This is a genomic window from Bacillus cereus group sp. BfR-BA-01350 (assembly GCF_022663775.1).
Taxonomy (GTDB): domain Bacteria; phylum Bacillota; class Bacilli; order Bacillales; family Bacillaceae_G; genus Bacillus_A; species Bacillus_A paranthracis.
The window spans coordinates 213,128-226,232 of sequence record NZ_JAKUGD010000002.1 but is presented as its reverse complement, the minus strand read 5'-3'; the positions used below and the strand labels follow the sequence as shown (position 1 = coordinate 226,232).

Sequence of the window (13,105 nt, the reverse complement as noted above, 5' to 3'; positions counted from 1 at the left end):
TTTGTTCTACTTGTTTTGTAGCATTGTATATTCCTTTTTTTATATCTAGAACACTTTTTTCTACGTACTATTAATCGCTTCAACTGGAATAAACAAAATATATGGTACATATGTTTAAGCTGTGGTCAATTGTTGAAAGGGATGAAAAGTATGACTCAGCTGAACTTTGAAGAGAATTTATTAACGAAAGTAGCTTGGTACTATTATAAAGACCAATTAACACAACAGGAGATCGCTTCACTTCTTCATATTTCAAGAAATAAAGTCGTCCGGTTATTAGATAAGGCGCGGAGTGAAGGTATCGTTACATTTCACGTAAAAGGGACTGGTTTGCACTGTTTAAGTATTGAGCGTGACCTAATGAAAAAATTCCACTTAAAAGATGCTTTTATTATCCCGACCCCAGTAAACAATTATCACGATTCTCTCGGAAAAGCTGCTGCACAATATTTAGAAACTCAGCTCCAGCAAGGAGATTTACTCGGTATTGGCTGGGGAGAAACAATTAGCAAAATGCTAGAAAACATTCATTTCGAAAGTTCTATTAATCTCTCAATCGTAACGTTAACAGGCGGAGTAAATCACTATCTCCCGAGAAAACAAAACTATTTACATTACATGCAAGGTAATCTTCACATTATCCCTACGCCGTTTCTAGCGTCTACAACCGAAATGGCACAAAGTATTTTATCAGAACCGACTGTAAAAGATATGCTTCATGTCGCTTCACTTGCTCATACGGCTGTTGTCGGTATTGGAGGACTATCTCAAGACGCTACGATTGTAAAAGAAGAAAAATTAACTTTACGTGAGATGACATATATTCGTAGTCAAAACGGTGCTGGCGATATTTTAGGACAGTTTTATGATACAAATGGCGATTTATTAGAGCTCTCGCATCACAATCGTCTAATTGGCACACCCCTCTCTGTTTTGCGCAATATGAAGCATGTCGTCGGTGTTGCTGGAGGTACTGAAAAGATAGATGCAATTTATGGTGCCTTAAAAGGAAAGTTTATTCATACATTAATTACCGATGAGGAAACTGCCCTCTCCTTATTACGAAAGGATGGTGATTGTTAATGTCCAATTTATTAGCTCTCGATGCTGGTACAGGAAGCATACGAGCAGTTCTTTTTGATTTACATGGTAATCAAATTGCAGTAAGTCAAAAAGAATGGATTCACAAATCTGACCCTCGTTATCCAGGCTCTATGAACTTTGATGTAATAGAAAATTGGAAGCTAGTACAAGAATGCACGAAAGAGGTTCTTCAAAAAAGCAATACTCTTGCCTCTTCCATTCTTGCTATTAGTGCGACAAGTATGCGGGAAGGATTTGTTTTATATGATCAAGATGGGCAAGAAATATGGGCCTGTGCAAATGTTGATGGGCGCGCATCTGCTGAGGTTAGTGAACTAAAAGAAATTCGGTCACATCTTGAAAAAGATTTATATACAAAGTCTGGTCAAACTTTTTCATTAGGTGCTTTACCCCGCCTACTTTGGATTAAAAAACATGAACCCGACGTCTATAATACTATTCACTCTTTTACAATGTTAAACGATTGGATCTTATATAAATTAAGCGGCGTGCTGCAAATCGATCCTTCAAATGGATGTACGTCAGGTATTTTTGACTTACAAAATAGAGTGTGGGATAACGATGTCGCTAAGGAGTGCGGTCTATCTTTACCATTTTCACCAACAGTAAATGAAGCTGGTACAGTAATTGGCAACGTTACAAAAGAGTGTGCAGCATTAACTGGATTACGTGAAGGAATTCCTGTCGTAGCCGGGGGCGGAGATGCTCAAATGGCATCACTCGGAACTGGAGTCGTGAAACCGAATCAAACATTAATATGCGGAGGTAGTTTTTGGCAACAAGAAGTGAATGTTACTGAGCCAATACCAGATCCACAAGCTGCGATTCGTATAAATTGTCACGTCGTACGTAACCTATGGCAATACGAAACAATTGCCTTTTTCCCAGGCCTCGTTATGCGCTGGTTTCGAGACGCTTTTTGCCAAGAGGAAAAGAAACTTGCTGACAAACTCGGTGTAGATGCTTATGAATTACTAGAAGAACAAGCGAAAGACGTACCTGTCGGTTCACATGGCATTATCCCTACTTTTTCAAACGTTATGAACTACATTTCTTGGCGTCATGCCGCACCTTCTTTTTTAAATTTAAGTTTAGACGCTGACAAATGCGGAAAAAAAGAACTGTTTCGTGCTATTGAAGAAAATGCCGCCTTCGTTACACTTGGAAACTTAAAATTAATAGAAAATCTAACTGGTATATTCCCTTCTGAAGTTATTTTTGCTGGTGGTGCCGCTAAAGGAAAACTATGGCCACAAATTCTATCAGACGTCCTTGGTATTCCTGTAAAAGTACCTGTTGTGAAAGAAGCAGCTGCTTTAGGAACTGCGATTGCTGCAGGAGTTGGTGCTGGCATATATGCATCTATGGAAGAGACTGCCGAACAGTTTGTACAGTGGGAGCAAACATTCGAACCAGTTACTGAAAATCACGAACTATATAAAGAGTTCTATGAAACATGGAAAACTGTGTATGACAGTCAGCTCGCTTTAGCTGATAAAGGGCTCACCTCACATATGTGGATTGCGCCTGGTGCACTGTAACACATTACATAAAGGAGTGAACTGTATGCTAAAAGCGAATGAAAATGACTTCTCCTATCGCTTCGGTGATAACGGGCCGAAATATTTAATACAAGGTCCGAATATCGATCTTGGTCTTGTTGTCATTCAGCCTGGGCAGGAGTTTCAAAACCATTATCATACGACGTGCGAAGAGGTCTTTTATGCATTAGAAGGTGAAATAGATTTCTATGTAAATAACGAAAGAGTTCCAATGAAACAGGGTGATGTCCTGCAAGTTCGCCCTCATGAATCTCACTATCTTATTAACCATTCTGACAAACCTTTTAAAGCGGTTTTTATAAAGTCACCACATTTACCAAATAAAGATACTGTTCAAACGGAAAATCCAACATTAACGAAGGAGTGATTTTGAATGACTTGGGGATTTAAAAATCGATTAAATACAATTTTACCTGATGGCAGAGCGGTTATGTTAGCGATAGATCACGGCTACTTTTTAGGACCAATTCACGGGCTTGAACAGCCACTGGAAACTGTTAAAAACCTACTTCCTTACACGGATTCTCTCTTTTTAACGCGAGGTGTACTTAGCTCATGCATTCCTGAAAATTGCAGTACACCGATGGTTATGCGTGTATCAGGCGGAGCTACTGTCGTCGGTAAAGACTTAGCGAATGAAACAATTGTTACCCCTGTAAAAGAAGCAGTAAAACAAAATGCAATTGGCGTCGGTGTATCTGTTTTCGTCGGATCAGACTATGAAACACAAACAGTTACAAATCTCGCAAATGTAGTTTCAGAAGCTCACGATTATGGCCTGCCAGTACTCGGCATTACCGCAGTTGCAAAAGAACTGCAAAAACGTGAAGCTCGCTTTTTAGCACTTGCTTCACGTGTATGCGTTGAAATGGGTGCTGACATTATTAAAACGTATTACTGCGAAGGATTCGAAAAAATCACAAGCACTTGCCCTGCCCCAGTCGTCATTGCTGGTGGACCAAAACTAGATTCAATTGAAGACGCATTAAACATTACGTATAACGCACTGCAAGAAGGTGCAATCGGCGTAGATATGGGCCGCAACATATGGCAATCCGAACATCCAGCTGCGATGATTCAAGCGATACATGGTATTGTAAAAAATGGATTGAATGTGAAAGAGGCGTTGGAATTATATAATGATGTGAAAAATTAAGGTGAGAGATAGACTATTACACTTAAATAAATAAAAAATCAATATTTACTATAAGGAAAAGCCCATACATAACATATGGGCTTTCTTTGACATTTCTTATTATTTCAAATTTGGCCAGGTCTCTATAGATCGCGCACATTCCAAACAATCTCACCGCGTTCGCCAAACGTACTATGATGCCGCTTAAATCCTAACTTCTCTAACACCCGAAAAGACGCAGTATTCCAAGCGCCTACAGTAGACCATAGTCTTTTGCGCCCCGTAGCAATCGCAGCCTCCAATACCGCTGATGCTGCCTCTGTCGCATAACCCATGCGATGAGCACTACGGAACAACTCGTATGCAATCTCCGGCTCTTCAAGCGTGGAACGACCGATAATTAAGCCACAGTAACCGATGAAATCGCCTTCGTCTCGTCTACGAATCGTGAGAAGAGAAATACCATTTTCAGCTGCTATCTTGCGCTTCTCAATAAGATCGTTACGAACAGATTCAACGGTTGGCATTTCCACTCCACGTTCACCAACTAGTTCTCTAAGCCAGACTGCATCGGATTCCTCCCACATATTCAGGTCGAGTCGTTCCGTTCTTAGCTGGAACGCCATATCTTTAAATACAGATGTCATAGCGATAACCTCCTATTTATATCACTGTACTACTTATAATCGTTTCGTACTGTACCATATGGGAAACCTGCTTGATTCTCTAGATTTTCTTACATTAAGATACATTATTGTTATTTTATACATAATTAATTTCTCTGCAAAATAGACCTTGTTATGAAACTTCATTTTAAAAATTTGACTAGATTACGCTCTTTTAGTTGCTACTTATACAGTATATGAAATTTATATCAACGATTTTCCAAATATATCAATCGTAACTTGAATTATATCGACGATTCGACACAACATATCGATTTACCGACAATATTAGACAATATTATTTATGAAGCACCCACTCAATTAACTCAATTGCTGCTTTAATACGGTCCTTCGTATCATCTAAAAATAGTTTATTAAGTAACGCCTCTAAATGAATTGGCTTATTCGGTAACGTTTTAATATACTTCAACACAGATCCCGCTGGCGGTACTGGCTTATTGTTAATAGCCCATATTCCTTCTAACAATGTCCAAGTTGAAGTTTGAACTATGTATGAAGCCTTTAACTCATCATTTGCTTTCAAAGCAGATTGAATTTTAATTAACGAACTCTGTAACCAATGAGAAATGCCTTTCACTTTGTCGCTAGAAACACGATAGTTTTCAAATTCAGATATAGCTATTTCTTTTAGTTTTTTTAAGTCACCACTTTTATCAAATAAAATTTCACCTTCTAAAAATGAATATAGTTCCATCGGATTGTTTTTAAAGTTTACTAATATTTGATTAACATCTGCACACTTATATTCAACCAAAATGCCTTCTCTCGTTTCAGAATGAAATTTCTTCTTTTGTCCTTCTTCTAAAAGAATATAAAAATCTAAATCCGAATCAGGATATGCGTCACCTCTTGCGACAGATCCGATGAGCATGAATCCATTTACCTTTTCCGTACACAAGGTTTCCGCTACTATTGTTTGCACTATTTTTTTATGTTGTTCATGTTTAAATATTTGTGCTTCTAACATTTGTAACCTCCACACACATTATTAAGGAGTTATTCGTTACCTATATATTTTACTTCTCTTATATCTTTCATCTTCTACATACTTATTCAACAATTGTCAGTTCATATATAATTACATCTTCACTGCTTTTTGTTTTATCTTGAATCGTTACAATGTCTCCAGCTTTTATTTTCGAAGCGTTCACTACTTTTACCATCTCTGGCGGAACATATCCTCCATTGTTCTCTTTATTTAGCGGAAACCACTTTACCGATTTACTAGTTGCTTCTAAAATTTTATATTTAATTGTACCATCATATTTTATTTCACCAACAAGATCTTTTACTAATGTAGGTGTATATTTACCCTCTTCTTTCTCCAAAGAGATATGATCACCTATATCTAGGATACCGTTTCTTTTAGGCGCCTTCCATTTTGTTGAGTTTAAATCATTTAAACTTACTTTCACACTGTCTTCTTTATTTGAGCTAGCATCTTTTAGAAGTATATCATTATGTTTCTTATCAATAATGATATACTCCTTCTGCTCTACTATGTTTGCACTGCTTTCACGTTTTTCTTCCTCATTCTTAAATACTTCTTTTTTCACATTATTATTACTACACGCTGATAATAATATCGTTGCCAAAGCTGTCATTAGTAATATTCTTTTCACTTCATTTACCTCCATTTACAAATAAACATTTATCACATCCATATTTTACTATAAATCAAAAAAAGAGGATATTTGTTTCTTAATAAACAAATATCCTCTACCTTTATATATTACGACTGTTGATAAGCCGCTTTCGATGATTTCACATAATAAACTGCGTGATCCACATTAATAATATGATCTGGTTTTGGTTTACCACGGCTCGCTCTATGTCCAGCTAAATGTTCTTCACTTGTTTCCCAGTTTTTCCATGCTTCTTCAGATTCCCAGCGAATCATAACGACTACTTCTTCGTCGCCTCGTCTTACTTTTTTCACAAGAACACTCAAGTCGATAAAGCCTTCAAATTTTTCAATAATACCTTCTCCAGTAAAACGTTCTACAACTATATTTGATGTACCTTCTTTTACTGTAAATGTTTTCGTTTCGATAAACATATATCCCACTCCCTCTTTGTAATACGAATACTACTATTCTTCTATTATAGTTGATTATGATAATTATTTTCAATTATAAAGTTTAAATTTTTTGAATCAAGCTGTTTTCTCTTCTATCGCCTCATCTAAAAACTTGAAATACGGAAGTAACATTCCTATTAAAGAGGTGACACATATAATTGCACCGATGATTAAATATAGCGCTCTTACTCCCCACATTTCACTCAATATTCCCCCTACTAATACACCTAACGGCATAGCGGATCGTATGAAAAATAATCGCACTGAAAATACTTGTCCTATCATATTGTTCGGAACTGACTGTTGGCATATCGTTGTGTTATGAACATTGAAAAATGCAATACAAATCCCTGCTATTACTTCAACTATTATTGCAATGATAATACTATGATTGAACCCTAGCGAAATGTATGTGAGCCCCCCTATAAACAATCCTCCAAGCATAAGTATACGCCGACTTTTATATGTTACTTTTCCGACTAGTATAGATCCAACTACATAGCCAAGTGGGAATCCGGCCATAAAATAACCAAATTCCGCATATCCCGCTGACAGCTCGCCCTTTATATAAGGAAGGTTTGTGACCATTGTTACTCCTACTCCAAATTGAACAAAAGTTAGAAATATACCGAGCCAAACGATGATTGGTTTTGTGAAAAAATATGTAAAACCGTGAAGAAACTGTTCTAGCCACGTTTTCCGAATAGGTTGCGACGTTCTATTTTCTTTTATATAAAGTAAGAAAGTGCCACTAACAAATAAACAAATGCATACGAAAGATAACGCAAGTTCTGTTCCAATGAAATGAATGACTACTCCGCCTAATACTGGCGCAAGAAACATCATAAGACGAGTCATTCCATCAATGTACGCATTTGCATCTTGAAGTCGTTCTTTCCTTACAATGCTCGGTGTAATTGCTTGACTTGCAGGTGTATAAAGTGGTGTAATAAGTCCCACTACAATCTGAACAACATAAATGTGCCAAACTTCTAAACTACCGGAAACTAACATTATCAAAGGTAATAAGAATACGGACGCTCGTATCCATTGTGAAAAAATCATAATCCACTTCCGACTCCATTTATCAATAAATGGGCCACTGATTAATTGCAGTATGAGAGACGGGATAAAATATAATAGCCACATACTACTTAAAGCCATTTCCGATCCTGTTAACTCATATACTAGAATTGAATTACATAACGTTCCGAAACCCCCTCCTAATTCTGAGATTGCACTACCAATCCACATAAAAAAGAACGAACGATTTTTCAATACATTTTTCAATTTCATACACCAACTTTTCTTTTATATTCCTCCCTTTATGTACATTCTTGTTGTATATTATCTATTTAAAAACGCATCTAATTCTTTCGCTAACGATTGTACTGCTTTCTTTCTTAATACATATTTCCCATCATGTATATCCACTAACTTCGCTGCACGTAACAATTTCAAATGGTGGTGTACAGTCGATTTACCAAGTTGCAATCTTTCTGTAATTTCCTGCAATGTTCGTTCTTTTTCGAACAACATTTTTACAATGCGTAACCTCGCTTCATCTCCAAGAGCTTTATGTTTTTGAACTAAAAAATAGTTCGGTTCATATGGATCTTCAGGATGGATGCTTTCGTTTGCAACTGGGTAATGAAATACTTTCGCATCTTCAATATCCGCCTCAATATTCCAAGGCCTGTACGTCATTTGTGGGATAAGAAGTACGTAATGAACACTTGGTTCTGGCATATAATGAACGCCACCTGTAGCCCACTCGACAAACTCTTCTGGTTTCATCTTTTTATTCATTTCACTCTTTGCTTCGTAGTCTCGTTTTAATATAGAAAGTATTTCTTCTTCCTCTTTCTGAATAACGCTCTCATACCAACCTGTCATAACAGCAATTAAATGGGATTTTAGCACTTGTACATCAACATCACATATAAAACGAATATACGTAGAGAAAAACTGATGATCTTTTGTCAGTTCCATTAGTTCATGTATTGCAGTTACGTTTCCACTTGCCGCTAAAGTTCTTTTTTCTTGGTACTTCTCTCCTAAAAACGGTAAACATATATACTTCAAATCTTCTTCTGAAAGTGAATCGATTTTAGCGTGAAACTGCGATACATCGTGAAAATCTTCTTCATACAACAACTGAAGCAATGCTTTCCACGTATTATTTTCTTTGACAAATTGTAAATGCTCTCTCATTTCTTCTGTTAATGATTTCTTAATTTCTTCCCATTCATTTTGACTCTTTTCAAGTGTATCAATTAACCTCTTATGAGTAATTGCTGCAATGCCAAGCGCACATTCGAAAAGTATCGAATATTTCACTTGAACGTTATAAGTTTCCCTCTTTCTACTCGTTATGTGATAGACCACCATTTTTATCCCCTCCTTGTTTGCTATATATTAAATTCTATGTTTATCGAATTTTACCTTCTACATTTTTAGAATTAACAAAATTTTAGTTGAAATACATTCATTCTAAATTAAGAAGAATAGGAGCTTTTTTATATACAAATAATAAGCCTCAAGGAGTTGTTGACATGTATTTCATATTGAATATGTTAGGGATTTTCGTTGTCATATTAATTGTTTACTTATGTTCGCCTAATAAAAAACATATAAAATGGAGACCAATTGTAATTCTCATCATATTGGAGCTTTTTATTACGTGGTTTATGTTAGGCACAAAGCTAGGCAGTATTATCATTAATAAAATTGCTTCATTTTTCAGTTGGCTACTGGCATGTGCGAATGAAGGAATTCGATTTGCATTTCCTTCTGCTATGGAAAATCAAACAATTGATTTCTTCTTTAGCGCATTACTTCCTATCATTTTTGTTATCACGTTCTTTGATATTCTTTCTTACTTTGGAATCTTAACTTGGATTATTGATAAAGTAGGTGCAATTATTTCAAAGATTTCTCGTTTACCAAAGTTAGAAAGCTTCTTTTCGATTCAAATGATGTTTTTAGGGAACACCGAAGCGCTTGCTGTTGTTCGGGATCAATTATCTGTTTTAAAAGAAAATCGTCTGCTGACTTTTGGAATTATGAGTATGAGTAGCGTCAGCGGATCCATTCTTGGTGCTTATTTATCAATGGTTCCAGCAACATATATTTTCAGCGCAATCCCATTAAATTGTATTAACGCATTAATTTTAGCCAATGTATTAAATCCTGTGGAAGTTTCGAAAGAAGAAGATGTTGTTTACACACCTTCCAAACATGAAAAAAAAGATTTCTTTTCTACTATTTCAAACAGCATGTTAGTCGGGATGAATATGGTTATCGTTATTTTAGCTATGGTAATTGGTTATGTAGCTTTAACTGCATGTTTAAATGGGATTTTAGGATTTTTTGTAACGGGGTTAACAATTCAAAAAATTTTCTCCATTATCTTTAGTCCTTTCGCTTTTTTACTCGGTTTATCGGGCAGTGATGCTATGTATGTAGCTGAATTAATGGGGATCAAAATAACGACGAATGAATTTGTTGCAATGATGGATTTAAAATCAAACTTAAAGTCTTTACAACCGCATACGGTTGCGGTTGCCACAACATTTCTAGCTTCTTTTGCTAACTTTAGTACAGTAGGTATGATTTATGGAACTTACAATTCATTATTTGGCGGCGAAAAATCATCAGTCATCGGTAAAAATGTTTGGAAGCTTCTTGTGAGCGGAATGGCTGTTTCCTTATTAAGCGCTATGCTTGTTGGGCTTTTTGTATGGTAAATAATTTTTAAAATAAAAGACACCCAAACGAATTGAGTGTCTTTTATTTTTATTTTCGAATTTGTCCATTTCCACGAATGACGTATTTTGTAGAAGTTAATGCAGGAAGCCCCATTGGTCCCCTTACGTGTAGCTTTTGTGTACTGATGCCAATCTCAGCTCCGAATCCGAATTCAGATCCATCAGTAAAACGAGTTGATGCATTATGATACAGCGCAGCAGCATCAACAGATACGAAAAATTTGCTGACGTTTTCCTCGTTTTCTGAAATAATCGCTTCAGAATGCATAGATCCATACCTATTTATGTGATGAATCGCTTCTTCTATAGAAGAAACTAATTTAACTGCTAGCGTGAGAGATAAAAATTCTGTCCCCCAGTCTTCTTCTGAAGCAAGTACAATTGATGAATCCATTGCCAATGCTTTTTGATCACCACGTAGCTCCACGCCTCTTTTCTTCAAAGAAGAAAACAACTCGCTACCATATTGCTCTGCCCACTTCTCATGAAGTACAATCGTTTCAATTGCATTACATACAGATGGACGCTGCGTTTTTGCATTTATAATAATATCAAATGCCATTTGTTTATCCGCTGTTTCATCAATGAAAACATGACAATTTCCCGCACCTGTTTCAAGTACTGGGACAGACGCTTCCCTCACAACAGTATCGATTAATTGCTTGCCACCTCTTGGAATAAGAACGTCTAGATAATCATTCATTGTAAACAACTGCTTTGCGCTATCTCGCGTTGTATCTTCTATAAGCTGTACACTTTCTTCTGGTAAGCTTGTTTGTTTGAGCGCTCTGTGAATAACAGCAACGATGGCTTTATTAGAATGAATAGCAGAAGAACTACCACGTAATATGACTGCGTTTCCTGTCTTCAAACAAATTGTAGCAGCATCCACTGTTACATTCGGTCTTGCCTCGTAAATCATCCCAACAACACCAAGTGGTACGCGCATTTCCTGAATAGATAGTCCATTTGGCCTTTCCCATGCACTTACACATTCTCCTACAGGATCACGTAATTCAATTAGCTGCTTAATCCCTTCTGTCATATCAACAATACGCTGTTCATTCAGCATAAGGCGATCAAGGAGAGAATCAGAAAACCCTTTTGCCTTACCTTCTTCTATATCCCGATTGTTTTCCTCTAAAATATAAGCTGTTTCATTTATTAATTGATTTGCAATTGCAGCAAGTGCTTCGTTTTTTTGATGTGTAGATTTTAGTACCAGCTCCCTAGCAACCTCTTTTGCTCTTTTCCCCTTTGCCAACACTTCATTCATTTTTATTTCCTCCTTTTTAAGGTTAAAAAAACTATATTCTTAAAGTGAAACCCAATGATCTCTATGGATGACTTCATAACTATGCCTTTCGCCTCTTGCTTGAATATGTTGACTTTGCATACCTTTTATCTCTCTTAATTCCTCTGCACTATATGTGCATTGTCCTTTTCCAATTACGCGCCCTTGTTGCGTCATTACTTCTACAACATCGCCCACTTGGAAAAACCCTGAAACATTTGTAACACCAGCAGGAAGAAGACTTTTACCATGCTGAATGATAGCTGTAGTTGCTCCGGCGTCTATTTCAATTTGACCGCTAACAACCGAATGCAAGGCAATCCACTGCTTGTTCATCTTCATTTCTTTTTGAGGGGCATTTCCGACATACGTTCCGTCACCTTTCCCCTTCAAAACATCAACAAATTTCTCTTGTCCACGTCCTGTACCGATAAATACACTTACCCCAAGAGATAGCGCCGTCTTTGCAGCATCGACTTTTGATTTCATTCCGCCAGTCCCAAGTTTTGAGCCAGCATCTCCTGCAAGAGAAGCGATTTCTTCTGTAACTTCAGGAAGGAAATAATATTTTTTCGCATCCTCATTTTTCTGAGGATTTTTATCATATAAACCATTCACATCTGTAAAAATCATCAGCATATCCGCCGAAACAAGTCCGCTTACTAGAGCTGACAGCATATCATTATCACCGAACGTTAGCTCTTCTAAAGAAATGGAATCATTTTCATTAATAATTGGAAGAGCAGAACGGTTTAGTAACTCTCCTAACGTAGCGTAAGCGTTACTATATTGTTCTTTTCTAGAAAAATCACTTCTCGTCAGCAATAGTTGTGCAGTAACGATACCGTATTTATGAAATTCCTCCGCGTACGCCTGCATTAATAAACTTTGTCCGACTGCCGCTGCAGCCTGTTTCCCTTTAATTGTTACAGGTCTGCTAGGGTATCCTAGAGCAGAAAAACCTGCAGCAACGGCCCCAGATGTAATTAACAACACTTCATGTCCTTCCTCTTTCAATCGAGCTAATGCCGCAACATGATCTGAAAGTTGTTCTTTAGAAATGCCTCCATGACTATCCGCCAAAGAACTGCTCCCAATCTTTACAACTATTCGCTGTTTCTTCACTTTTTTTATCCCCCAAGTCTAAAATCAAAGTTTTTTATACATTACATTTCTATTCATACAGCTTGCAGCGATTTCTATTCTTATGAGTGCTGCACGTAGCCTATTTAAGAGCAAAATAAAAATGACCGCTTCGCCCTTCATAAAATAAAAAGGACGAAACGGTCATTGTTCCGCGGTACCACCTTAATTGATATACATAGATATCCACTTGGTGCCTATAACGCAGGCGAACGCCTAAACTTTCATTTAAGACTCAGGGATAGGTTCGATATATTCTATACGAGGAATCTTTCAGCCGGTGAATTCCACTCTCTTTCGCAAGAAGACATATGTACTATTTCCCTTCAAC

13 protein-coding genes and 1 other annotated feature (1 of these 14 only partly in view) are annotated in these 13,105 nt (G+C 36.9%); of the genes, 5 read left to right on the top strand and 8 right to left on the bottom strand.

Features of this window, described 5'->3' with window-relative positions:
* The first annotated feature begins 150 nt into the window (after nt 1–150).
* Genes MR147_RS05250 through lsrF form a run of 4 tightly spaced genes read left to right on the top strand, consistent with a single transcriptional unit; the run spans nt 151 to nt 3,822 of the window.
* Nucleotides 151–1,083, top strand: a complete 933-nt coding sequence (locus MR147_RS05250) for a sugar-binding transcriptional regulator (protein WP_074608462.1) — start codon at nt 151–153, stop codon at nt 1,081–1,083.
* Complete coding sequence (gene lsrK / locus MR147_RS05245; RefSeq protein WP_242303747.1) at nt 1,083–2,645, top strand: autoinducer-2 kinase; 1,563 nt, start codon at nt 1,083–1,085, stop codon at nt 2,643–2,645. The genes MR147_RS05250 and lsrK overlap by 1 nt, the downstream gene beginning before the upstream one ends.
* A gap of 25 nt (nt 2,646–2,670) precedes the next feature.
* Nucleotides 2,671–3,033 (top strand): cupin domain-containing protein, encoded by a 363-nt coding sequence (locus tag MR147_RS05240; protein WP_000909989.1) that lies wholly within the window; start codon nt 2,671–2,673, stop codon nt 3,031–3,033.
* A 6-nt stretch (nt 3,034–3,039) separates the two neighbouring features.
* Nucleotides 3,040–3,822: a 3-hydroxy-5-phosphonooxypentane-2,4-dione thiolase gene (gene lsrF / locus MR147_RS05235; protein WP_000219783.1), complete on the top strand. Its 783-nt coding sequence runs from the start codon at nt 3,040–3,042 to the stop codon at nt 3,820–3,822.
* A 122-nt stretch (nt 3,823–3,944) separates the two neighbouring features.
* Here the strand turns inward: lsrF and MR147_RS05230 are convergent, their stop codons facing one another.
* From MR147_RS05230 to MR147_RS05205, 6 genes are all read right to left on the bottom strand, one after another.
* Entirely contained in the window at nt 3,945–4,448 is a 504-nt protein-coding gene (locus MR147_RS05230; RefSeq protein ID WP_242303746.1) for a GNAT family N-acetyltransferase, read from the bottom strand.
* Nucleotides 4,449–4,764: 316 nt separating this feature from the next.
* Nucleotides 4,765–5,454, bottom strand: a complete 690-nt coding sequence (locus tag MR147_RS05225) for a nucleotidyltransferase domain-containing protein (protein ID WP_242303745.1) — start codon at nt 5,452–5,454, stop codon at nt 4,765–4,767.
* Nucleotides 5,455–5,536: 82 nt separating this feature from the next.
* On the bottom strand, nt 5,537–6,124 hold the full coding sequence (locus MR147_RS05220) for a hypothetical protein (RefSeq protein ID WP_242303744.1): 588 nt from the start codon (nt 6,122–6,124) through the stop codon (nt 5,537–5,539).
* Between the two features lie 95 nt (nt 6,125–6,219).
* A complete protein-coding gene (gene hmoA, locus MR147_RS05215; RefSeq protein ID WP_000469503.1) occupies nt 6,220–6,546 on the bottom strand; it encodes a heme-degrading monooxygenase HmoA in 327 nt (108 codons plus the stop codon).
* 96 nt (nt 6,547–6,642) lie between these two features.
* On the bottom strand, nt 6,643–7,863 hold the full coding sequence (locus MR147_RS05210) for an MFS transporter (RefSeq protein ID WP_242303743.1): 1,221 nt from the start codon (nt 7,861–7,863) through the stop codon (nt 6,643–6,645).
* A 51-nt stretch (nt 7,864–7,914) separates the two neighbouring features.
* On the bottom strand, nt 7,915–8,958 hold the full coding sequence (locus tag MR147_RS05205; RefSeq protein ID WP_242303742.1) for an ArsR/SmtB family transcription factor: 1,044 nt from the start codon (nt 8,956–8,958) through the stop codon (nt 7,915–7,917).
* Between the two features lie 164 nt (nt 8,959–9,122).
* Here MR147_RS05205 and MR147_RS05200 point away from each other — a divergent pair, with 164 nt between their 5' ends.
* Complete coding sequence (locus tag MR147_RS05200) at nt 9,123–10,316, top strand: NupC/NupG family nucleoside CNT transporter (protein ID WP_000273611.1); 1,194 nt, start codon at nt 9,123–9,125, stop codon at nt 10,314–10,316.
* A 49-nt stretch (nt 10,317–10,365) separates the two neighbouring features.
* Here the strand turns inward: MR147_RS05200 and proA are convergent, their stop codons facing one another.
* Together proA and proB are read right to left on the bottom strand one after the other, a co-directional pair.
* The gene (gene proA, locus MR147_RS05195; RefSeq protein ID WP_242303741.1) at nt 10,366–11,613 is read right to left on the bottom strand and encodes a gamma-glutamyl phosphate reductase; all 1,248 of its coding nucleotides are present in this window, start codon (nt 11,611–11,613) and stop codon (nt 10,366–10,368) included.
* Nucleotides 11,614–11,652: 39 nt separating this feature from the next.
* Complete coding sequence (gene proB / locus MR147_RS05190; RefSeq protein WP_242303740.1) at nt 11,653–12,756, bottom strand: glutamate 5-kinase; 1,104 nt, start codon at nt 12,754–12,756, stop codon at nt 11,653–11,655.
* Nucleotides 12,757–12,902: 146 nt separating this feature from the next.
* Nucleotides 12,903–13,105: a binding site (T-box leader), on the bottom strand (it continues 8 nt past the right edge of the window).